This window comes from Paracoccus aerodenitrificans (assembly GCF_027913215.1).
In the GTDB taxonomy this organism is placed as follows: Bacteria; Pseudomonadota; Alphaproteobacteria; order Rhodobacterales; family Rhodobacteraceae; genus Paracoccus; species Paracoccus aerodenitrificans.
In genome coordinates this window covers 3,262,460-3,282,680 of sequence record NZ_CP115784.1, presented here as the reverse complement: position 1 = coordinate 3,282,680, position 20,221 = coordinate 3,262,460, and the positions used below count along the sequence as shown (strand labels likewise).

The window sequence follows — 20,221 nt, the reverse complement described above, 5'->3', positions numbered from 1 at the left end:
TCAGAATAGCACTGTTTTCTTCAATGCAACTCAACCCGAGATCCCCCCTGTTTCCAAGCTGCGATTTCCGACGCAGACGACGCCGCGCCATGAGATCCGGTTTGCCCCCGCCCTAGCATAAACAAATACGCATCACGGCCCGGAACCGTGCTTTCCGGGACCGGTCTGCGCAGCACTGACCATGCACAGCGCGTACACCGGATGTACACAGCACGTGCAGACAGGATAGGGCAACCCTGCCCGGTAACAAGACCGGATATCCGCGTCAGCTTTCCAGCCTGCGAACCGTCGCCCGTTCCATCATCCCGAAACCGTTGAAGCGCGTATTCGTCACAACCGAATAGGCTCCCGCGCCGTGAAAGATCACATAGTCGCCCTCACGGACATCGCCGGGCAGGGTCAGTTCTCCGGGCAGGCGATCCACGGAATCGCAGGTCGGGCCGAAGATGACGCGGCCGGTATCGTCGCCGCCGCGCGGCTCTCCTTCCGGGGTCAGAAGCTGGATACGGTCGATATTGCCGACAATAGGAAGCTCGGCCAAACCGCCATAGACGCCGTCATTCAGAAAGACATGCTCTCCGTCGCGGACCGCCTTGACGCAGGTGATCAGCGAGAACGCATCGCCGCAAATCCCCCGACCCGGCTCACAGACAAGATTCGGTGCATCCGCGCCGAACACCTCGGCGGTGACGCGACCGATCAGCCCGAAAATATCGTCAAGCGCAGGTTCCACACCGTGAACACGATGCGAGGGGAAACCGCCACCGACATTCAGCCGCTTTGCCTTCACACCGGCCTCGGTGCAGATATCCGCAGCGGTGCGGATATATTGCTCCCACGCGCCGGGATCGGTGCATTGCGTGCCGGGATGGAAGGTCAGGGACGGAATGAATCCCGCCGCGGAAACCCGCTTGAGAAGTTCCGCCGCCAGTTCCGGCGTTGCCCCGAATTTCGAGCCGAAATCATAGATCGCACCGGCAACGGGTAGCTTGAAGCGCGGCGAGATTTCGCAGCCTTCGGCGGGCACCATGTCAATCAGCTTGTCCAGTTCGGAGGCGCTGTCCACCGACCACGATGTCACACCCGCCTTGACCGCATGTTCGATTTCGGCACGGGAGCGGACCGGATTGTGATAATGCCGCGCGGCCCCCGGAGCCAGACGGCCGATCAGGTCGATCTCGGCCGGAGAGGCCACGTCGAAACCCTGCACCCCTGCCGCGACGAGATTTTCGATCACGGCTTCCTCGGGGTTCGATTTGACGGCATAGGTCACCAGCCCCGGAAACCCGTCCAGAAAGCGCCGCGCCGTGTCCTGCAGGACATCCGGGGCGAAGGCCATCACCGGATTTTCCGGTCGGGTCTCGCGGATGAGTTCTGCCGGGTTTTCCCAGATCTTGTCGGAATGTGTCATTCAGCTTCCTGATCGCGTGGTGACAAAGAGCGTAAGCCGCTTCCGCAGGAAATAGAGCAACTCGGGGCGCGATTCAAATGCGAACGCCCCGGACAAGCCGGGGCGCTGCGTTTCGACGAAAAGCCGGGATCAGTCCTGATCGCGAAGCTCTTCGGCCAGTTCCTCGCGCTGCTCAAGCGCTTCCTTGCTGAGTGCCGAGACCACCGCGATGCGGTCTTCGGTCATGACATAGGCAACCTCTGCCGGCTCCAGCACGACTTCCTTTTCGCCAAGGCCAAGGAAGCCGCCGACTTCGGCAATCGCACCGACGATTTCGCCATTGGCGTTGAGAATCAGATCCTCGACTTCACCGATCTTGTCCCAGTCGGCGTCGATTTCCGTATAGGTCGCGGTATCGTCCCATTCGGTTTCGCCGGTCACGTCGACGGTAAAGATGTCGACGCCTTCCAGAGCAGAAGCGCGAAGAAGACCGGTTTCCATTGCCTGACCCGGATCGCTGGCGGCTGCATCGGCAGCAGGCGCATCGGTGGTGGCAGGCGTTTCAGTCGCTGCGGTCTGCGCAAAAGCGGTGCCGCCAAGGGCCAGAACGATAGCGGAGGTCAAATACAGATTTTTCATGGTTAATTCCTTTCCATGCTTTGGACCTACATAACCCGGACGCTGACAAAACGTTTCCGGCGATCACGAAAATGTCTGTCAAGTTAGCAAAGATTATATCTTTTCAGCAAAGACTTACGGAGCGGCAAGGGTCGGTTTTGCCTGCTCAATGATCAGCGATACGCAGGCAAGACATCAACCCGTGCTGGTTTTCTTCGTGCCTCCACTTCCCAGTCTGAACAGATTGACGAAACCCTGTGCAGCGGAAAGATCGCCTTCGGCAGAGACAAAGCCCTTCGCGATCATCAGGACAAGCGGCGCGGTGCCATAGATGGCAAAGGCCAGCCCATTGCCGCTGCCTTTCAGAACGAACGGGGTATCAGGTGCCTGCATCGCGACGGTCTGCACCTTGCCGTTACGGACGGTCATGCGAAAGGACTCATTTCCGAAATCGAACCCGGCCACTGCCTCTTCTTCCGGCGTGGCGACAAGGTTCACACCCATAGAGATCATCAGCGCAGAGGGGCTGATGAAGCGGGTGGGGTCATGGCCGGGAACCGTCATCGCCCATCGGCACAGCGATTCCAGCACCGGCAGAAGCCCGTGCCCGGCATCGGTCAGCATGTAGATTCCCAGCTTCCGATCGTGATGAACCACTCCGGCCTGCGCAAGCTGCGTCAGCCTTGCCGTCAGTACGCTGGCGGTGATGCCGGGGATTCCCGCCCGGATCATCTGGAAGCGCTTGGGGCCGAAGACCAGTTCCCGCACCACCTGAAGCGCCCAGCGATCTCCGATCAGGTTCAGCGCATGTGAGACGAGGCAGCCCTCATCATAGCGGAGTTTCACGTCATGTTTCGTCATGAAAAAATACTATCAGTTGTTTTTTAATACTACAACTGGCATTCTCCGATTCGGAAATGAACGCCGAAAGGGATTCGCGATGACGTATTATTCCGGAATGCTGGCCGCCGTGCCGACTGCCAACAAGGACGCATATCTTGCACATGCGAAGGATAGCTGGCCAATTTTTCAGGAACTTGGCGCGACCCGCATGGTCGAGGGATGGGGCGTCGATGTCCAGAAGGGCAAGGTGACCGATCTGCTGGATGCAGTGAAGGCGAAAGACGACGAAACCGTGGTCTATAGCTGGGTCGAATGGCCCGACAAGGAAACCAGCGACAAGGCATGGGAGGCGATGATGTCCGGCGAGGTCGGGCAGGACATGCCCGAGATGCCCTTCGATGGCAGCCGCATGATCTTCGGCGGGTTCGAGCCGGTCTATGAGCAGGGGACTCTGGACGGTGCGAATTATATTCAGGGCTTTGCCGCCGCCGCGCCGGAAAAGAACAAGCAGGCCTATATCGACATGGCCGATGCGGCATGGCCAAGCTTCCGCGACAAGGGCTGTCTCGGCAATTTCGAGAATTGGGGGACGGATGTCCCGCGCGGCAAGCAGACGGATTTCTATCGCGCGACAAAGGCCGAGGATGGCGAGGCGATCGTGTTTTCGTGGAACACATGGCCGGACCGTGCCACCTGCGACAGGGCCGCTGAACAGATGATGGCCGAGATGGAGGGTCAGGACATGCCCGAGATGCCGTTTGACGGGATGCGCATGGCCTGGGGCGGCTTCGAGAAGATCTTCGATTCAAACGACGTCTGAGAGGGATATCGGATGAGTTTTGTTCCCTATCTGTCGTTTCAGGGCCAATGCGCCGAGGCTTTCGCCTTTTATGGCGATGTTTTCGGTGCCAAGCCGGTGCTGAGCCCTTTCTCTGACATCCCGGAGGGCGGCGACATGCCGCCCTTGCCCGAAGAACAACAGGGCTGGATCTTGCATGCCCAGCTTGTGACCGGTGACGGCGCGATGCTGATGGGCGCAGATATGCCGCCGCAATTCGGCGGGAAGCCGCAGGCGGGGGTCTCGGTTGGTGTCTGGAAGGGCGATGCGGGTGAGGCGCAGGCCCTGTTCGACCGGCTCGCCGATGGCGGTGAGGTGATCATGCCATTCAGCCAGACCTTCTTCGCCGAGGGTTTCGGCATGTGCCGCGACAGGTTCGGCACAAGCTGGATGGTCTCGACCGGCGATCCGACCGCGGCCGGAGAGGACTGAAACAGAACGGCATAACGGAGTTCGCAGACTGAAACCACATAACGGGCAAGCGCCCGGTTCAGGGAGAAAGACGATGAATTTTCACGGAAACCCGTGCTGGTATGAGCTGACCACATCTCAGGGAAAACTGGCCGATGCGGGGGCGTTCTATCGCGAGATCCTCGGCTGGGATGTGGCGGATTCGGGGATGGAGGGGTTTGACTATCATATTGCCAGCGTTGGCGATTCGATGGTCGCCGGGCTGATGAATATGCCCGACGACGTGGCCGGAATGCCGCCCTGCTGGATGATCTATTTCGCTGTCGATAACTGCGATGCGTTCTGCGAAATAGCCGTGGCCCGCGGAGCAAGGGTTTTTCGTGAGCCGGAATATGTCCCGGGCACGGGCCGCTTCGCGATCCTCGCCGATCCTCAGGGTGCTGCGTTCGGGGTGATGCAACCCGAGATGACCGACGAAACCCGCAAGCGGGCGGAAGCGGGGGAAAGTGCTTTCGACCAGAACAAGGCCGGGCATGGGAACTGGAATGAGCTGATGACCTCTGACCCGGAGGCCGGGCAGGCCTTCTATTCCGGGGTTTTCGGCTGGGCCGAGGGTGAGGCGATGGATATGGGCGAGATGGGAGTTTATCAGCTTATCCGCCGCGAGGGGAAAGATATCGGCGCGGTGATGGGGTTGGGCAATGCGCCGGTCCCGGCATGGCTGCCCTATTTCGGGGTGGATGGCAGCGTTACTGCCAAGGTCGATCAGATCAAGGCAGCGGGCGGTACGGTGCTGCACGGCCCTGTCGAGGTACCCGGCCCGGCCTTCATCGCGGTTGCGCAGGATCCACAGGGCGCGGGTTTTGCGGTGGTCGGACCCGAAAAATAGGCAAGACCTGGCTGCCGCCGATGCCTCTTCACGGCGCTGTCGGCAATCATCCGACTCAGACTTCGTTTTACTCTGTATCCAGTGAAAGGTCCTGACATGCGAGATGCCGAAGCCGAGATACGCGACCTTCTGGACACACAGGCCCGCGCTCTTCAGGCAGGTGACGTAGCCGGGGTCATGGCGCCCTATGCCGAGGATATCGTTCTCTTCGATTTACCACCGCCCCTGCAGGTGACGGCCGATCCGGGCGGGTTGCAGGACTGGATCGACGGTTGGGACATGCCCCCGACGATGCGCTATCGCGATATGACGATCAGCGTGTCGGGCGATCTGGCCGCCGCGCATGGTTTTATCCACACCACCGTGCAACGCGATGGCGAGAGCGGTGGTTACTGGGCTCGCGGCAGCTGGATCTTCCGGCGCAGCGAAACGGGGTGGAAGATCACCCATCACCATAATTCTGTGCCGTTCTATATGGATGACAGTCAGCGTGCGGCACTGGATCTGGAACCCGGCAGCGGGCCGGCCCGGATCTTCTGAACCCCGCATTGATAGGAGCCACAGATGAAACCCGCGATGCTTGCAGCAATCACCGCACTGTCCCTCGCCACTACCGGTCATGCCGAGACGGTGACTGTGGACGGGCATGAGGTCTATTATGAGGTTCATGGCGAGCTCGCCTCGGATCAGATTCCGGTCCTGCTGCTGCATGGAGGGATGATGACGATCGGATCGAACTTTGCCGGTTTGATCCCGGCGCTTTCAGAAGACCGTACAGTGATCGGAGTCGAGCAGCAGGGCCACGGCCATACCCCTCTGAACGATAACCCGATCACGCTGGAGACGATGCGCAGCGATACGCTTGCCGTGCTTGATGTGCTGGAGGTGGATCGCGCCCATGTCATCGGGTTCTCGATGGGCGGGATGCTGGGGTTGGAGCTTGCGGTGAACGCGCCTGAGCGGGTCGCCTCATTGACTGCGATCTCGGCCAGTCAGAACGGAGAGGGTATGTTGCCCGATCTGGTGCAGATGAACCGCGACCCGACGCATCAGCCCTCTCCCGAGGTGGCGGCGCTGCTGCCGAGCGAAGAGGCGTTCTCGCAAATGGCCGCCGATATCGCCGAGATGAACCCGGGCGGCGCCGAAGCCTTCGAACAGACCATGCAGAAGACCGGTGCGCTGATCGCTTCGGATTGGGGATGGAGCGATGAAGAGCTGGCAGCCATTCAGGTTCCGGTGCAGATCGTGTTGGGCGATACGGATTTCGTGACGGTGGACCACGCGCTGCATATGAAAGAAACGATCCCCGATGCGTGGCTGGCCGTGCTGCCGGATACGACGCATACGAACATCATGGCCCGCGAAGAACTGCCCGGACTGCTGACCCGACGGATCGAGACTCCGCAAAGGCATTGACATGACCGGGAACATCAGGATTGAGGGCAGCGGCGATTGCGGGAACTCTCCGAAGAACCGGCTTGCGCAGGATATCGCAATCGGGCTTGAGAACGGCGATCTGGATGCGGAATTACTGGCGGATGACGTGATCTGGCGGACTGCCAGCGGCGCGGTGATCAAGGGCGCTGCGGCGGTGGTCGCGGCTGTCAGGAAAGCGGACCGGCCCTCTGATATCACGGTCGATCATGCGATTTCACACGGCAAGGTCGGGGCGGCAAACGGGATCACCGGGCTGTCCGGAGGCAAGATGCGCGGTTTCGCGCATATGATCGGGTTCACCTCGACCTCCGCGAAAAAAATCGAGGCGATCAGCAGTTATTACACTGGTTAGGGTTGCCGGTTTCGTCATCCAGCAAGGATGAAGCGCGGAAGGTCTGCGGGCGGCTGACAACGGCAAGAGGTCTCAGACCATCTGGCTGCGCCGCTTGTTCAGTGCCACGCGGCGCAGGAATGCGGCGATGAAGATTGCCGTCAGCACCAGTACGATGGTTGCCGCCGGGGCGCTGTCCAGAAAGAAGCTGGCATAGGTGCCGCCCAGCATCCCTGCCAGATTGACCAGCACCGACACGACCAGCATCATGCCGAAGCTGCGGACGAGCAGGAATGCGATGGCTCCGGGCGCGATCAGCAGGCCGACGGCGAGGATCAGGCCGGTTGCGGACAGCGTGGCGACGATGGTCAGCGACAGGATGGTCAGCAAGCCATAATGCAGCAGCCCCACCGGCAGGCCCGAGGCCTTTGCCTGCGCGGGATCGAAAGCATGCAGCATCAGATCCCGCCATTTTACCAGCAGCGAGATGCAGACAACCGCCGAGATCCAACCCGCATTGATGATATCCGCCGCTCCGACACCCAGCATGTTTCCGAACAGGATATGGTCCAGATCCACATTGGTACGCAGCGCCACATACATCACGATGCCCAGACCGAACATGCCCGAGAAGACCACGCCCATCACCGTATCCTGCTTGACGCGGCTGTTCTCGGACAAATACCCGGTCGCCAGAGAGGTCGTCATCCCGGCCACGAATGCTCCGAGGATCAGAGGCAGGCCCAGCACATAGGCCAGCACGATTCCCGGCAGCACGGCATGGCTGACCGCATCTCCCATCAGGGCCCAGCCTTTCAGGACCAGAAAGCAGGACAGAAGCGCGGTGGGCGGTGCGACCAGAAGGCAGATCACGAACGCCTTGTTCATGAAGGGGAAGGTGAAGGGCTGAAGAAGGATCTCGAACATCAGACCGGCTCCGGCGTTTCGGTGGCCGAGGCGGCGCGGCGGCGGGCGGCAAACAGCCCGTGTTTCGGGGCGAACACGAAGGCGGCAAGGAAGATCAGCGTCTGCATCACGACGATGATGCCTCCGGTCGCGCCGTTCAGGAAGAAGCTGATATAGGCTCCGGTGAAGCAGGTGACGGCGCCGATCGCGACCGAGGTGAGGATCAGCCTCGGGAAGCGGTCGCACAGAAGATAGGCGGTGGCGCCGGGGGTCACCACAAGCGCGATGACCAGGAACGCGCCGACCGTCTGCATCGCGGCGACGATACAGGCCGAGAGCAGGACGAAGAACACGGCTTTCAGCAGACCGGCCCGCAGCCCGATGGACCGCGCATGGCTTTCATCGAAGAACACCACCATGAGATCCTTCCATTTTGCCACCAGAATGGCCAGCGACACCAGCCCGATAATCGCCAGCTGCATGGTCTGGCCCGGAGTGACGGCAAGGATATTGCCCATCGTGATCGCCTGAAGATCCACGGCGATAGGATTGACCGACACCAGAAACAGGCCCAGACCGAAAAATGCGGTGAAAATCAGCCCGATCACCACATCGACCTTCAGCCCCGAACGGTCGGACAGAAACAGCATCGCCGCCGCCGCCAGCCCTCCGGACAGGAACGCTCCGACCGCCAGAGGCAGCCCCAGCAGATAGGCTCCGGCCACGCCCGGCACCACGGAATGCGACAGCGCATCTCCGATCAGCGACCAGCCTTTCAGCATCAGATAGGCCGAGAGAAACGCGCAGACCGCCCCGACAAGCGCTGAGACCAGCATCGCGCTGAGCATGAAACCATAGGTGAACGGGTCCAGAAGGATGCTCATTCCGCGCCCTCTTCCCCGCGCTGTTGGGTGCGGTCCTGCGTATCCGGTATGTTCTGTGTCGCGCTGCGCATTTCCTCGCGGCGCTGCATCTGCTCGCCGTAATGGACCAGAGGGCGCTCATCGTCGGAATAGATCGTCACCGCACGGGCATCGTCATCGTCGTGCAGCGTGTCTCCGCCAAGGGTGAAGTGGCGCAGCACGCCGCCAAAGGCTTTTTCCAGATTCTGCCGCGTGAACGTCGTCTCGGTCGGACCCGAGGCCAGCACGGTGCCCTTCACCAGCACCACCCGGTCGCAGAATTCCGGCACGGAACCCAGATTATGCGTCGAGACCAGCATCACGCGGCCCTCATCACGCAATTCGCCAAGCAGGGCGATGATCTGTTCTTCGGTTTTCACATCGACGCCGGTAAAGGGCTCATCCAGCAGGATTACCTGCCCATCCTGAGCCAGTGCGCGGGCCAGAAAGACGCGTTTCTTCTGACCGCCGGAAAGCTCTCCGATCTGGCGGTGACGGTAATCTTGCATGCCGACGCGGCGCAGCGCGGCCTCTACCGCGTCGTGATCCGCCTTCGAGGCAATGCGCAGGAAGCCCATTTTTCCATAGCGGCCCATCATCACGACATCCTCGACCAGCACCGGGAAGGACCAGTCGACTTCTTCGGATTGGGGGACATAGGCGACCAGATTGCGGCGCAGCGCATCCCGCACCGGCAGGCCCAGCAGGCGGATATCGCCGGCAGAGACCGGCACGAAGCCCATGATCGCCTTGAACAGCGTCGATTTGCCTGCGCCATTCACCCCGACAAGCGCCGTCACCGTACCGCGCGGGATTGAGAAACTGGCATGGCGCAGCGCACTGTGACCGTTGCGATAGGTCACGGTCACATCGCGGGCAAGGATGCCGCCATCCGGGTTGTTCCGGTCGTCTTTCATTCGTTCAGCCCCGTCTCAAGACCCTCTGCAATGGTCGCCGAGGTGACGCGCAGAAGGTCGATATAGCTTGGCACCGGCCCGTCAGGCACAGAGAGAGAATCGACATAAAGCTCTCCTCCGTAGGATGCGCCGGTTTCCCGGGCGATCTGGCGGGCGGGTGCGGTATTGACCGTGCTTTCGCAGAACACGGTCGGAATGGCGTTGTCCCTGACGCCGTCAATCACCTCACGGATCTGCTGAGGCGTCCCCATTCTTTCGGCATTCATCGGCCAGAGATACAGCTCTCGCAGGCCGAAATCCTGCGCGAGATAGGAAAACGCGCCCTCGCAGGTGACCAGCCAGCGGCGGGATTCCGGCAGGGCGGCGATCCGGTCGCGCAGCGGTTCGATCTCGGCGCGGAGTTGCTGCTTGTAGCGGTCCGCATTGCGCCGATAGGTTTCCGCATTGGCCGGATCATGTTCAGCGAAAGCAGCGGCGATATTGTCGATATAGCGCGAGGCGTTTTCCAGCCCCATCCAGGCATGGGGGTTGGGCAGGCCCTGATAGGCCCCCTGCGCCACCGGAATCGGCGTGATGCCATCGGTCAGCGTCACCGAGGGCAGATCACCCAGATTGGACAGGAACTGTTCGAACCATGCCTCCAGATTCATGCCGTTCCGCAGCACCAGATCGGCCCCCTGAGAGCGGACGAAATCGCGCGGGGTCGGCTGGTAGCGGTGGATTTCCGCGCCCGGCTTGGTGATGGACACGACATCGGCGGCATCTCCGGCAACATTCTGCGCGATATCGGCCAGCACCGTGAACGTCGTGACGACCTTCATCCGGTCCCGATCCTGTTGCGGCTGATCCTGCTGCGCCTGTCCGGGCAGGAGCGACAGGGCCAGAAGCCCAAGCGCCGCGCCTATTTTCCTGCCTGCATTCGTCAAAATCATCATCGGATCCTGCTTCTTACCATCTGTAAATGCAATTCATTCGCATTAGTCAAGCCAAAATGAGAATGAATCGCATTTCCTTGCCTTGCGGGCGGGATATGGCTAAAGATCGGTAAGCCTGTGACGGACAAACGGATGAGCGCAGAGAACACGGATTTCGCCAAGGCCCTGCGTGAGGCCGGGTTGCGGGCGACTCAGCAGCGGACGGCATTGCTGTCTATCCTGATGGAGGCGGTGGATCATCCGAATGCGGATGAATTGCTGGCGCGGGCGCGGGGGCTGGATGACTCGGTTTCGCTGGCGACGGTGTACCGGACTCTTTCGGCGCTTGAAGAGGCCGGGCTGATCCGCAAGCTGACGCTGGAAAACGAACCAGCCCGCTATGAGATCACGCCGGTGGCGGAGCATGACCATATCGTCGATATCGACTCGGGCGAGGTGATCGAGTTCGCCAGCGACGAAATCAACCGGCTTCGGGCCGATATGGCTGCAAAGCTGGGCTATGAAATCATCAGCCAGCACACGCTGATCCGCGCCCGCAGGATCCGGCCGGATTAATTTCCATATTTCACACAACAGAAAAGTACTGCGTTCGGTGAAACGCAGAACTCGTTCCTTCTTCTATCTTCAGGCCCATAAGATCCGGTTATATGATCTCCATGCCTGAAGGTTGGCGCGATCTGTGACGAGGCAACCGCGAAATGGCTTCTGAAGCAGCAGGACCCCGCTCCGGCTTGACCGTGGCGGCGCTTGTCCTAGAAAGATCTTCGCCGCCGCCCGGCCATTCTGACCACGGAGCCGCCATGAAAGCCCTTCTCGCCGCCGCCTTCACAACCTGTCTGAGCCTGCCCGCCACGGCCGAGACGACAGTGGGGCTGTTGCTGCCCGCCTCGGGCAATTACGCGGCACTTGGTCAGGATATCGAAGACGGGTTCCGCATGGCTCTGGCCGAAGCCGGACGGGACGATATCACCGTTCTGCGCGAGGATACCGAGGCGAAGCCGCAGACCGGGCTGATCAGAGCACGCAAGCTGATCATGCAGGACAAGGCCGATGTGCTGGTCGGGGTGGTCTCATCCGCTGTGCTGAGCGCGGTGCGCGATGTGGTGCATAACGCAAAGACGCCTCTGATCGTCGCCAATGCCGGAAACAGCGATGCGACGGGGAAAGATTGCTCGCCCTATATCACGCGGGTCAGCTTTTCGAACGATCAGCTTAACCGGCCTATGGGTGAATGGCTTGCCGCGCAGGGTGTGAGCTCGGTCTATACGCTCGCCCCGGATTACGCTGCGGGACAGCAGATGATCGGCGCGTTCTCTGCTGCATTCGAGGAAGGCGGAGGTGAGATCGCGGGCGTTGAGTTCACGCCTTTCGGCAAGACCGAGGATTTCGGCCCCTATCTGGCCAAAGCGCAGGCCTCGGGGGCGGAGGCGCTTTATGTCTTCTATGGCGGCGCGGATGCGATCAGCTTTGTGAAACAATATGACAGTTTCGGGCTGCGCGAACAGATGCCGCTTTATTCGGTCGGGTTCCTGACTGCCCCGCTTTACCTGCGCTCACAGGGAGAGGCGGCGATGGGAGTTATCGGGGCGCTGCATTATCTGCCGTCACTGGACACGCCCGAGAACAACGCGTTTACCGAGACCTACGCAAATGCGCATGACGGCAATCTGCCATCGGAATATGTCGTGGCAGGATATGATGCGGGCCGTCTGCTTCTGGGCGCTCTGGACAGCGGCGCAGAAGGCCGCGCCGAAATCGCCGCAGCCTTGCCGAAAATCGCATATACCGGCCCGCGCGGCCCGCTGGAGATCGACCCGGCGACGAATAATGTCGTGCAGAACGTCTATATCTTCGAGACAGTCAGCGACGGGGGAAGGATGACTCACCGGGTTCTGGACACGGTCAGGGCGGTCCGGGATGCGCCGAATGGCTGCGAGATGGGCTGAGTGACGGCGTTCTGGGTTCTTCAGACGCTGAATGCGCTGCAATATGCGGCGCTTCTGTTCCTGATCTCGGCGGGGTTGTCCGTCAGTTTCGGACTGATGGGCTTCGTCAATCTGGCTCATGGGGCGCTTTACATGCTGGGGGCCTATATCGGGATATCGGTCAGCCATATGTTCGGTTTCTGGCCCGCACTGGTCCTGTCGCCGCTCGCCACGGCCTGTATCGGCGCAATGCTGCATCTGACATTGCTGCGCCGGGTCGCGAAACAGGGGCCGATGCCGCAGGTTCTGGTCAGCTTCGGGCTGGTCTTCATTGCGGTTGAGCTGGTCAGGATCCTGTGGGGAGATATCCCGCTGACGCTGGACCCGCCCGCACTTTTGTCGTCGGGCGTTGCGTTGGCGGGGATCTCTTACCCGGCCTATCGGCTGTTCGTGATCGCAATGGGGGCAGCGCTGGCCACCGGGCTTTATCTGGGCATCACCCGCACCATGCTGGGGGCAGCGCTGCGTGCCGCGACCGAGAACCCCGCCGCGGCACGCAGCATCGGCATCCGCACCGAGAGGCTGTTTCTCGGGGTCTTCACCCTTGGCGCGGGGCTTGCCGGGCTTGGCGGCGTCATGGCGGTGCCAGTCGTCTCGGCCAGCAGTTCAATGGCGGTGACGGCGCTGATCCCGGCGCTGATCGTCACCGTGATCGGTGGCATGGGGTCCGTCACGGGTGCTATTGCCGGGGCGCTGATCGTGGCCGTAATCGAGGTTTTCGGCGCGGCTTTATGGCCCGATGCAAGCGCCGTGCTGGTCTATCTGGTCCTCGCCGCTGTCCTGATCCTGAGACCGCAGGGCTTGCTGGCCGGAACGCGGGCGGCGTGATGTTCAGACTGACCGCGCTGCGCAAGGCCGCCCTGACGCTGACCCTGCTGGTCCTTGCCGCAGCCGCGATCACCGGAGATTACTTTGCGCGGGATATCGTGGCCGAGATCGCGACGCTGACCATTCTTGTCATCGCGCTGGAGCTTGCGGCGGGCTTCGGCGGCATGGTCTCGCTTGCGCATGGGGCGATTATGGGGGTCGGAGCCTATGGCTATGCACTGGCAGGTCTGGCCGGGATGTCCGCATGGCCTGCCTCGCTGGCCGGTATCGCCGCTGCCGCGATCTTCGGCGGGGCGGTGGGGGCGGCATGCGCCCGGACCGAGGGGATTTTCTTCATCATGGCCACGCTCGCCTTCGGTCAGATGGCATGGGCCTTTACCTTCCGTGCCGATGCGCTTGGCGGAGATAACGGGCTTGGCGGCATCGACCGCCCCTCGCTGCCCTTCGCCGACAGTGCCGATCCGCTGGTTTTTGCCCTCTATGCGCTGAGCGTGCTGGTGCTGGTGATCCTGATGACCGTGGCCATCCTCAGATCGCCCTTCGGCAGAAGCTTGCAGGCAGTGCATGAAAACCCTGCCCGCGCCGAGGCCATCGGCCTGCCCGCGCGGCGTATCCGCATCGCCGGTTTTACCCTCTCATCTGCGCTTGCCGGTATGGCCGGGGTTCTGGCCGCACAGCATATCCAGTTCGTCTCGCCCGATCTGATGATCTGGACCGCGTCGGGCGAGGCTCTTGTCGTTCTGATCCTCGGCGGGATCGGCACGCTGGCAGGACCGGTTCTCGGCGCGGCGATTTTTGTGGCACTGAAACACTGGGCGGCAGGCTTCACGGATCACTGGCATTTGCTGATCGGTGCGCTGCTGATTCTGGTGGTGCTGGCCGGAGGGCGCGGCCTGTTCGGGCAACTCGAAACCCGGTTGCGCCATGATAGAGATTGACCGCCTGTCGAAATCCTTTGGCGGGATCGGCGTCATCAGGGATATCTCGCTGAGGGTCCAGCAGGGCGAAAGGTTGGTCGTCCTTGGCCCCAACGGAGCGGGCAAGACCACGCTTCTGCGCCTGATCGCGGGCGAGCTTGCGGCGGATAGGGGCAAAATCCGGCTGCGCGACCGCGATATTACCGGGCTTCCGGTCCACGCACGTGCCCGCGCCGGGATCGGACGCAGTTTTCAGCGCACCAGCCTGTTCGAGACGTTTACAATCCGGGAAAGCCTGATCCTTGCGGCCTCGGCCCATCACGACAAATCCGGCTTCGGGCGCGATCCACTGAGGGATACCCTGCTGCACCGGACCGCCCTTGAAACAGCGGCACAGGTCGGGCTTGAGGATCTTGACCGGCAGGTCAGCCGCATCGACCACGGCACACGGCGCAGGCTGGATATTGCCATCGCCCTGACCGGAGCGCCCGACCTGTTGCTGCTGGATGAACCTGCCTCCGGGATCGGGCCGGGAGGTGCCGAGCAATTGCATTCGATGCTGGCGGCGTTGCCGCTTTCGGTCACGATGATCGTCGTTGAACACGATCTGGACCTTGCTTTCGCCATTGCCGACAGGATCGCGATCATGGACCGGGGGCAGATCCGGTTTCACGGAACGCCGGATGCGGCGCGTCCTGCTTTGCGTGAGATCTATGATGCTTGAGATTTCGGGGCTGACGGCTTGCTATGGTCCGGTACAGGTGCTGCACGGCCTGTCGCTTTCCGTCGGGGCTGGAGAAATCCACGCTTTGCTTGGCCGCAACGGGGCAGGAAAAACCACAACGCTGCGCCGGATCATGGGGCTGCTGCCGCCGCAGGATGGCCGGATTCACGTTGGCGAAGATGAGATCACCCTCTGGCCGACGCCGCGCATTGCCCGCTCGGCGATTGCCTATGTGTCCGAGGGGAGGGATATTTTCGCGTCGCTTTCCGTGCGGGAAAACCTGTTGATTGCCGGGCGGATCGGGCGGGGCGCATGGACGCTGGACCGGATCGCCGGATTATTTCCGGTCCTCGGCGCACGGCTGAATCAGCCCGCCGGGACCCTGTCCGGCGGAGAGCAGCAGATGCTGGCCATTGGCCGGGCGCTGATGACCTCGCCCCGGCTTCTGATTCTGGACGAACCGACCGAGGGGCTGGCCTTGCCGGTGCAGACGCAGCTTGCCGATATGCTTGCCGGGCTGAAAGCGGACGGGCTGACCACGATCCTGGTCGAGCAGAATCTGCGTTTCGCAACCGCTCTGGCCGACAGGATCACGCTTGTTTCGGGCGGTCGCGATGTCTGGAACGGGGATCCCGCCGCTTTTGCACATGCAGACGACATACGCCGCCGCTTTCTGGGCGCATGAGAATGCCGGTTGCCCCTTTCGTAAACCGGGTCAGCCCCCTATATCGGCCACTTCAGCAACGGAGTCTCCTCAATGGGCTATAAAATCGCCGTCGCCGGGGCCACGGATAATCTGGGCCGCGAAATTCTCGATATTCTTGCAGAGCGCGAATTTCCTGCCGATGAGGTCATTGCGCTTGGCCCGCGCCGTTCTATCGGTTCCGAAGTCAGTTTCGGCGACCGGGATCTGAAGGTCCGCGATATCGACAGTTTCGATTTCGCCGGCTGCGATATGGCGCTGTTCGCTCTGGATACCGAGGCGGCGCGGAAATACGCCCCTCTGGCAGCGGATGCGGGATGTATCGTCATCGACAGTTCGGATGCGTTCCGGATGGACCCCTCGGTGCCACTGGTCGTCCCCGAGGTCAATGCCAGAGCGATTGAGGCTTATCGCGAACGGATGGTCGTCGCCTGCCCCGATCCGGCCACGGCTGAACTTGTGGCAGTGCTGAAGCCCCTGCATGAGCGTGCCCGCATCCGCCGCGTCGTGGTCTCGACCTATCAATCCCTCTCCGGCGCGGGAAAAGAGGCTATGGATGAGCTGTGGAACCAGACCAAGGGTCTGTATGTTCCCGGACAGGAGGTCGCGCCGCACCACCTGCCCCGCCAGATCGCCTTCAACATCATCCCGCAGGTCGGCGAGTTCATGGAGGACGGGTCAAGCCGCGCCGAATGGCAGATCATGGCAGAAACGAAGAAGATCCTCGACCGGTCGATCCGGCTTGCGGTGACCTCTGTGCGTGTGCCGAGCTTTGTCGGGGATGCGGAATCGGTGAATATCGAGTTCGAGGATTTTCTGGATGAGGATGAGGCACGCGATATTCTGCGTGAATCTCCGGGCCTGCTGGTGGTCGATAAGCATGAGGATGGCGGCTATGTCACCCCCGTCGAGTCGGTCGGCGAATTCGCGACTTTCGTATCGCGGATCAGGCAGGATTCCACGGTCGAAAACGGGCTGAGCCTGTGGATCGTCGCGGATAATCTGCGCAAGGGGTCGGCGCTGAACCTGGTTCAGGTGGCTGAAATCCTTGGCCGGGATTATTTGCAGAAGGGCTGAGTAACGGTCTTTCGCCGGGGGCGCTGCCCCCGGACCCCCGGGATATTTCTGCCAGGATGAACCGCGCTGTATCCCGATTATTCAGCGTCAGATGCGGGTTGTTCGGGGTCTGGCTTGGTTTCAATGGCGGGATCGGGGCCGGTATCATCCTCTGATCCGGCATCCTCCTTGGACAGAATGCGCATCGTACCGCGGAACCGGTCGGCCGGGGCGGTGGCGAGGGTGATCGCGTCCTCTCCGGGATTATCGCTCAGATATTGTGCGACCAGCCTGTGACCGAGGCCGTACCCGCTCCAACGGCGAATCGTCTTACCGGTGCCGAAGAACCATTCGGCATGGTCATAGCCGAGCCGCGACCACTCATTCATCGCCCGCCGTGTCAGTCCCGGTGCCGGGGTGACGGCGTCCCACGGATCGGGCTTGCCGCCGAGGATCTGAAGCACGAAATGACCTGCGAGCCCTTCGGTCACCATCGCTTCGCCCAGAGATTTTCCATAGCCCGGACCGTCCCAGCGGATCAGGTGGTGGAGTTCATGCACCAGAATGCGAATGAGCGCGTCGGGGCCGAATTTCTGTGGATCGACCGTCAGTTGAATCTCGCCCGGTGCAGGTGCGAAACCGCCCACCCCCCAGCCGGAGATCACGGCATCGCCGGAACCTGCGCGGATGGTCAGATCCACATCCGGCAGATCGACATGTTCGGACGCCACAGCGATCGCTTCGCGGGCGGCGGCACGGATTTCCGGCATGACACCGGTCAGGCCGTGACGCGCATTCAGGAAATGGATGTTGCAGACGGACATGACGCCTTGTCGCAATTTCGGTGAGACAACGCCACTTTAAATGCAGAACCGAAAGGTGCAATCAGCAAGAATCTGCATCCCATTCTAACCACCTGCTGACGGTATCGAACCGGATCGAGTGGCGGCGCTCTGGCCTGTGCCCGTCAGATCTCGGGCACAAGCACCTCGCGCTTGCCGACATGGTTGGCACTGCTGACCACGCCCTGATCCTCCATCATCTCGACAATGCGGGCGGCCTTATTATAGCCGATGGCCAGTTTCCGCTGGATATAGGAGGTCGAGCATTTGCGGTCCTTGGCGACGATCATCACCGCCTGATCGTAAAGCTGATCGTCCCCATCGGCAGAGTTCCCAAGCCCCAGAACCGCATCAATATCGCTGGCGACCTGATCCTCGGGACCATCCACCACGCCCGATTTATATTCCGGCGGGCCGAAGGATTTGAGATGGTTGACGATCTCTTCGACCTCTTCATCCGAGACGAAAGGCCCGTGAACGCGGGTGATGCGTGAGCCACCCGCCATATACAGCATGTCACCCTGACCCAGAAGCTGCTCGGCGCCCTGTTCACCCAGAATGGTGCGGCTGTCGATTTTCGAGGTGACCTGGAAGCTGATCCGGGTCGGGAAATTCGCCTTGATCGTGCCGGTGATGACATCGACCGAGGGGCGCTGCGTCGCCATGATCAGGTGAATCCCTGAGGCCCGCGCCATCTGCGCGAGACGCTGGATGCAAGCCTCGATCTCCTTGCCCGCGACCATCATCAGATCGGCCATTTCGTCGACGATCACGACGATATAGGGGAAGGTCTCGGGCTGGAATTCTTCCGTTTCAAAGATCGGTTCGCCGGTATCCTCATCGAAGCCGGTCTGGACGGTGCGCTTGAACATCTCATCCTTGGCAAGCGCCTCGCGGACACGGCCGTTATAGCCCTCGATATTGCGGACGCCCATCTTGGACATCTTGCGGTAACGTTCCTCCATCTCGGCCACGACCCATTTCAGCGCCACGACCGCCTTTTTCGGGTCGGTCACCACGGGCGACAGAAGATGCGGGATGCCGTCATACACCGAAAGTTCCAGCATCTTCGGGTCGATCATGATCAGGCGGCAATCCTCGGGGGTCAGCTTATAGAGCAGTGACAGGATCATGGTGTTGATCGCCACCGACTTACCCGAACCCGTTGTCCCCGCGATCAGCAGATGCGGCATCTTTGCAAGATTCGACACGACCGGCCCGCCGCCGATATCTTTCCCAAGCGCCAGCGGCAGGGGATAGGACGCGTCGCCGTAGGATTTCGCCGACAGGATTTCCCGCAGCAGCACTTTTTCACGCCGCGCATTGGGCAGTTCGATCCCGATCACGCTGCGCCCCGGCACGGTCGAGACCCGAGCCGACAGGGCAGACATGGACCGCGCGATATCGTCGGCAAGGCCGATCACGCGAGAAGCTTTCAGACCCGGAGCAGGCTCTAATTCGTACAAGGTGACCACCGGGCCGGGATGAACCGCGGTGATCTGTCCCTTCACGCCGTAATCGTCCAGCACCGCTTCCAGCATTCGGGCATTTTCTCCAAGTGCCTCATCGGAAAGCTGATGACGCTCGACCGTCGCGGATGCGGTCAGCAGGGAGAGGGGCGGCCTTTCGTAATGGCTGGTAGTCTCATCGAAACGCAATGAAGGTTGCGCCTCGGCCTGTGCCTGTTTCGAGGGGGCGGAGGGTTTCTTCGAGGCAACAACCCTGCGGGCCGTATCCGCACCGAAAGGATGCGGATCGGCAGGCTCGACGGGGTCTGCCTCATTGGCAGGTTCCTCAAGGGCGATGTCCTGATTTCTGGCGTTCAGCCGCTGCGTGACCGAGGTCAGCAGGCTGGCACCACGCTTTGAGATCACATCAGAGATGCGGGCCTGCACCTCATCATCGCTGGGGGCTTCGGCGTCATGCGCCTGCGGCTCGACCAGTTCGGACTGATCGTCCCATGTCTCGTCCTGACGGCGGCGGCGCAGCAGGCCGCGCTTTGGCTCGGACGGCTGGCTGTCTTCCCGGGCGGTATCGTCCTGACGCCGCGCTGACCGTGTTTTCATGCCCTGCGCGGCACCTACGGCACCGGCAGCCCCGCGCCCGAGGATACGCATCAGCGCATCATAGGCCGTCAGCAGCCCGGTGATCAGCCAACGCAGCAGGCGACGTGCCTCGGTCAGATCGAAACCAAGCACGAAGCCATAAAAGAAGATTGCTCCGGCAAAGACCATCAGCGCACCCAGCTTCAGGGACGCCGCCGGGCCAAAGGGCAACAAGCTCATCAGCCCGCCCATCATCATATCGCCGAAATGGCCACCAAGCCCGAAGCTTTCCTGCCACCCGACGGGCGGCACCATTGATGCGCAGTAAACAGAACCGAGAGCCACCGCAATCGGCAGGAACACCGCCCGCATAACCCGGTCCTCGCCCTTATGCAGCATGAGGCGCAGCCCCCAGACCATTGCGCCAAGCGCCAGACCCCAGGCTCCGTAACCGGCGATCATCATCAGCGGCGCGGCGATATAGGCACCAAAGCGGCCCAGCAGGTTCACCGGGGGCTGATCGGTTGCGGCAAGGAAGCTGGGATCGTCGGGCGACCAGCTATACAGAATCAGCGCCAGTCCCACGGCAAGCACGACCAGCCCGGCACCGATCAGCTCTTTCCCGCGACGCTCAAGGGCGGCCTGCGTATTCTGATCGAACAGCGGATCACGTTGTTTTGCCTGCCAGCTCGCCATGTTTCCTG

General features: G+C 61.5%; 21 protein-coding genes and 1 pseudogene. 13 read left to right on the top strand and 9 right to left on the bottom strand.

From position 1 onward, the window contains the following. Positions 1-265: 265 nt before the first annotated feature. The 3 genes from PAE61_RS17375 to PAE61_RS17365 form a co-directional block, all read right to left on the bottom strand. A complete protein-coding gene (locus PAE61_RS17375; RefSeq protein ID WP_271113593.1) occupies positions 266-1,411 on the bottom strand; it encodes a type III PLP-dependent enzyme in 1,146 nt (381 codons plus the stop codon). A gap of 129 nt (positions 1,412-1,540) precedes the next feature. Beyond that, complete coding sequence (locus PAE61_RS17370; RefSeq protein WP_271113592.1) at positions 1,541-2,029, bottom strand: PRC-barrel domain-containing protein; 489 nt, start codon at positions 2,027-2,029, stop codon at positions 1,541-1,543. Between the two features lie 174 nt (positions 2,030-2,203). After that, entirely contained in the window at positions 2,204-2,869 is a 666-nt protein-coding gene (locus tag PAE61_RS17365) for a winged helix-turn-helix transcriptional regulator (protein WP_271113591.1), read from the bottom strand. Positions 2,870-2,948: 79 nt separating this feature from the next. On the opposite strand from PAE61_RS17365, the gene PAE61_RS17360 reads away from it, so the two are divergent. The 6 genes from PAE61_RS17360 (at position 2,949) to PAE61_RS17335 (ending at position 6,778) form a co-directional block, all read left to right on the top strand. After that, positions 2,949-3,671 carry a DUF1428 domain-containing protein gene (locus PAE61_RS17360; protein WP_271113590.1) on the top strand — a complete coding sequence of 241 codons (723 nt, stop codon included), beginning with the start codon at positions 2,949-2,951 and terminating at the stop codon, positions 3,669-3,671. A gap of 12 nt (positions 3,672-3,683) precedes the next feature. Next, positions 3,684-4,121 carry a VOC family protein gene (locus PAE61_RS17355; RefSeq protein WP_271113589.1) on the top strand — a complete coding sequence of 146 codons (438 nt, stop codon included), beginning with the start codon at positions 3,684-3,686 and terminating at the stop codon, positions 4,119-4,121. Positions 4,122-4,194: 73 nt separating this feature from the next. Further along, positions 4,195-4,989: a VOC family protein gene (locus PAE61_RS17350; protein ID WP_271113588.1), complete on the top strand. Its 795-nt coding sequence runs from the start codon at positions 4,195-4,197 to the stop codon at positions 4,987-4,989. A gap of 96 nt (positions 4,990-5,085) precedes the next feature. After that, positions 5,086-5,529 carry a YybH family protein gene (locus tag PAE61_RS17345; RefSeq protein ID WP_271113587.1) on the top strand — a complete coding sequence of 148 codons (444 nt, stop codon included), beginning with the start codon at positions 5,086-5,088 and terminating at the stop codon, positions 5,527-5,529. 24 nt (positions 5,530-5,553) lie between these two features. Next, positions 5,554-6,405 carry an alpha/beta fold hydrolase gene (locus PAE61_RS17340; protein ID WP_271113586.1) on the top strand — a complete coding sequence of 284 codons (852 nt, stop codon included), beginning with the start codon at positions 5,554-5,556 and terminating at the stop codon, positions 6,403-6,405. A 1-nt stretch (position 6,406) separates the two neighbouring features. After that, positions 6,407-6,778 (top strand): hypothetical protein, encoded by a 372-nt coding sequence (locus PAE61_RS17335; RefSeq protein WP_271113585.1) that lies wholly within the window; start codon positions 6,407-6,409, stop codon positions 6,776-6,778. Between the two features lie 72 nt (positions 6,779-6,850). Here the strand turns inward: PAE61_RS17335 and PAE61_RS17330 are convergent, their stop codons facing one another. The 4 genes from PAE61_RS17330 to PAE61_RS17315 are packed head-to-tail and all read right to left on the bottom strand — an operon-like array spanning position 6,851 to position 10,417. After that, positions 6,851-7,684, bottom strand: coding sequence for a metal ABC transporter permease (locus PAE61_RS17330; RefSeq protein WP_271113584.1), 834 nt, complete (start codon positions 7,682-7,684; stop codon positions 6,851-6,853). Then, complete coding sequence (locus PAE61_RS17325) at positions 7,684-8,547, bottom strand: metal ABC transporter permease (protein WP_271113583.1); 864 nt, start codon at positions 8,545-8,547, stop codon at positions 7,684-7,686. Before PAE61_RS17325 ends, PAE61_RS17330 begins: the two co-directional genes overlap by 1 nt. Beyond that, a complete protein-coding gene (locus PAE61_RS17320; protein ID WP_271113582.1) occupies positions 8,544-9,482 on the bottom strand; it encodes a manganese/iron ABC transporter ATP-binding protein in 939 nt (312 codons plus the stop codon). Before PAE61_RS17320 ends, PAE61_RS17325 begins: the two co-directional genes overlap by 4 nt. Continuing rightward, entirely contained in the window at positions 9,479-10,417 is a 939-nt protein-coding gene (locus PAE61_RS17315; protein WP_271113581.1) for a metal ABC transporter substrate-binding protein, read from the bottom strand. Before PAE61_RS17315 ends, PAE61_RS17320 begins: the two co-directional genes overlap by 4 nt. A gap of 132 nt (positions 10,418-10,549) precedes the next feature. On the opposite strand from PAE61_RS17315, the gene PAE61_RS17310 reads away from it, so the two are divergent. The 7 genes and pseudogenes from PAE61_RS17310 to PAE61_RS17280 all read left to right on the top strand — a co-directional run bounded on the left by PAE61_RS17310 (position 10,550) and on the right by PAE61_RS17280 (position 16,651). Next, positions 10,550-10,972 (top strand): Fur family transcriptional regulator, encoded by a 423-nt coding sequence (locus PAE61_RS17310; protein ID WP_271113580.1) that lies wholly within the window; start codon positions 10,550-10,552, stop codon positions 10,970-10,972. Between the two features lie 143 nt (positions 10,973-11,115). After that, positions 11,116-12,363, top strand: coding sequence for an ABC transporter substrate-binding protein (locus PAE61_RS17305; RefSeq protein ID WP_434803089.1), 1,248 nt, complete (start codon positions 11,116-11,118; stop codon positions 12,361-12,363). Next, positions 12,364-13,230 carry a branched-chain amino acid ABC transporter permease gene (locus tag PAE61_RS17300; RefSeq protein WP_271113578.1) on the top strand — a complete coding sequence of 289 codons (867 nt, stop codon included), beginning with the start codon at positions 12,364-12,366 and terminating at the stop codon, positions 13,228-13,230. Further along, on the top strand, positions 13,230-14,168 hold the full coding sequence (locus tag PAE61_RS17295; RefSeq protein ID WP_271113577.1) for a branched-chain amino acid ABC transporter permease: 939 nt from the start codon (positions 13,230-13,232) through the stop codon (positions 14,166-14,168). Before PAE61_RS17300 ends, PAE61_RS17295 begins: the two co-directional genes overlap by 1 nt. Positions 14,169-14,214: 46 nt before the next feature. Continuing rightward, positions 14,215-14,871 (top strand): annotated as a pseudogene (locus PAE61_RS17290) (ABC transporter ATP-binding protein); the annotation flags it as partial. Continuing rightward, the gene (locus PAE61_RS17285; protein WP_271113575.1) at positions 14,864-15,556 is read left to right on the top strand and encodes an ABC transporter ATP-binding protein; all 693 of its coding nucleotides are present in this window, start codon (positions 14,864-14,866) and stop codon (positions 15,554-15,556) included. The pseudogene PAE61_RS17290 and the gene PAE61_RS17285, both read left to right, overlap by 8 nt. A gap of 72 nt (positions 15,557-15,628) precedes the next feature. After that, positions 15,629-16,651, top strand: a complete 1,023-nt coding sequence (locus tag PAE61_RS17280) for an aspartate-semialdehyde dehydrogenase (protein WP_271113574.1) — start codon at positions 15,629-15,631, stop codon at positions 16,649-16,651. A 77-nt stretch (positions 16,652-16,728) separates the two neighbouring features. Here PAE61_RS17280 and PAE61_RS17275 read toward each other — a convergent pair whose 3' ends face one another. Continuing rightward, on the bottom strand, positions 16,729-17,454 hold the full coding sequence (locus PAE61_RS17275; RefSeq protein ID WP_271113573.1) for a DUF2268 domain-containing putative Zn-dependent protease: 726 nt from the start codon (positions 17,452-17,454) through the stop codon (positions 16,729-16,731). A gap of 143 nt (positions 17,455-17,597) precedes the next feature. Beyond that, positions 17,598-20,213, bottom strand: a complete 2,616-nt coding sequence (locus PAE61_RS17270; RefSeq protein ID WP_271113572.1) for a DNA translocase FtsK — start codon at positions 20,211-20,213, stop codon at positions 17,598-17,600. Between the last annotated feature and the right edge of the window lie 8 nt (positions 20,214-20,221).

Coding starts and splice junctions, on each gene's coding strand:
- PAE61_RS17315 (WP_271113581.1), bottom strand. CDS start 10,417: ATGATGATTTTGACGAATGCAGGCAGGAAAATAGGCGCGGCGCTTGGG.
- PAE61_RS17355 (WP_271113589.1), top strand. CDS start 3,684: ATGAGTTTTGTTCCCTATCTGTCGTTTCAGGGCCAATGCGCCGAGGCT.
- PAE61_RS17305 (WP_434803089.1), top strand. CDS start 11,116: ATGGCTTCTGAAGCAGCAGGACCCCGCTCCGGCTTGACCGTGGCGGCG.
- PAE61_RS17330 (WP_271113584.1), bottom strand. CDS start 7,684: ATGTTCGAGATCCTTCTTCAGCCCTTCACCTTCCCCTTCATGAACAAG.
- PAE61_RS17365 (WP_271113591.1), bottom strand. CDS start 2,869: ATGACGAAACATGACGTGAAACTCCGCTATGATGAGGGCTGCCTCGTC.
- PAE61_RS17360 (WP_271113590.1), top strand. CDS start 2,949: ATGACGTATTATTCCGGAATGCTGGCCGCCGTGCCGACTGCCAACAAG.
- PAE61_RS17285 (WP_271113575.1), top strand. CDS start 14,864: ATGCTTGAGATTTCGGGGCTGACGGCTTGCTATGGTCCGGTACAGGTG.
- PAE61_RS17310 (WP_271113580.1), top strand. CDS start 10,550: ATGAGCGCAGAGAACACGGATTTCGCCAAGGCCCTGCGTGAGGCCGGG.
- PAE61_RS17320 (WP_271113582.1), bottom strand. CDS start 9,482: ATGAAAGACGACCGGAACAACCCGGATGGCGGCATCCTTGCCCGCGAT.
- PAE61_RS17345 (WP_271113587.1), top strand. CDS start 5,086: ATGCGAGATGCCGAAGCCGAGATACGCGACCTTCTGGACACACAGGCC.
- PAE61_RS17375 (WP_271113593.1), bottom strand. CDS start 1,411: ATGACACATTCCGACAAGATCTGGGAAAACCCGGCAGAACTCATCCGC.
- PAE61_RS17275 (WP_271113573.1), bottom strand. CDS start 17,454: ATGTCCGTCTGCAACATCCATTTCCTGAATGCGCGTCACGGCCTGACC.
- PAE61_RS17280 (WP_271113574.1), top strand. CDS start 15,629: ATGGGCTATAAAATCGCCGTCGCCGGGGCCACGGATAATCTGGGCCGC.
- PAE61_RS17325 (WP_271113583.1), bottom strand. CDS start 8,547: ATGAGCATCCTTCTGGACCCGTTCACCTATGGTTTCATGCTCAGCGCG.
- PAE61_RS17370 (WP_271113592.1), bottom strand. CDS start 2,029: ATGAAAAATCTGTATTTGACCTCCGCTATCGTTCTGGCCCTTGGCGGC.
- PAE61_RS17295 (WP_271113577.1), top strand. CDS start 13,230: ATGTTCAGACTGACCGCGCTGCGCAAGGCCGCCCTGACGCTGACCCTG.
- PAE61_RS17350 (WP_271113588.1), top strand. CDS start 4,195: ATGAATTTTCACGGAAACCCGTGCTGGTATGAGCTGACCACATCTCAG.
- PAE61_RS17340 (WP_271113586.1), top strand. CDS start 5,554: ATGAAACCCGCGATGCTTGCAGCAATCACCGCACTGTCCCTCGCCACT.
- PAE61_RS17270 (WP_271113572.1), bottom strand. CDS start 20,213: ATGGCGAGCTGGCAGGCAAAACAACGTGATCCGCTGTTCGATCAGAAT.
- PAE61_RS17335 (WP_271113585.1), top strand. CDS start 6,407: ATGACCGGGAACATCAGGATTGAGGGCAGCGGCGATTGCGGGAACTCT.